Below are 257 nucleotides of genomic sequence, written 5' to 3' on the forward strand. Positions count from 1 at the left end.
CTTCAACAAAGGCGAGAAAAAGAACGCTGACGAACTGGCCCAGCAATACGCGGCACTGTGCGACGTGTTCGTGATGGACGCTTTCGGCACCGCTCACCGCGCCGAAGGTTCGACCCATGGCGTGGCCAAGTTCGCCAAAGTCGCCGCTGCTGGCCCACTGTTGGCCGCTGAACTGGACGCACTGGGCAAAGCCCTCGGTGCTCCGGCACAACCAATGGCGGCTATCGTTGCCGGTTCCAAGGTGTCGACCAAACTCG

At 61.5% G+C, this 257-nt stretch carries 1 protein-coding gene; it reads left to right on the forward strand.

Annotation, left to right across the window (positions count from 1 at the left end; all coding sequences use genetic code 11):
- Nucleotides 1–257, forward strand: a 257-nt coding sequence (gene pgk / locus BK660_RS31820; RefSeq protein ID WP_123436465.1) for a phosphoglycerate kinase, incomplete at both ends; no start/stop codon positions are given.

This window comes from Pseudomonas brassicacearum (assembly GCF_003732265.1).
In the GTDB taxonomy this organism is placed as follows: domain Bacteria; phylum Pseudomonadota; class Gammaproteobacteria; order Pseudomonadales; family Pseudomonadaceae; genus Aquipseudomonas; species Aquipseudomonas brassicacearum_D.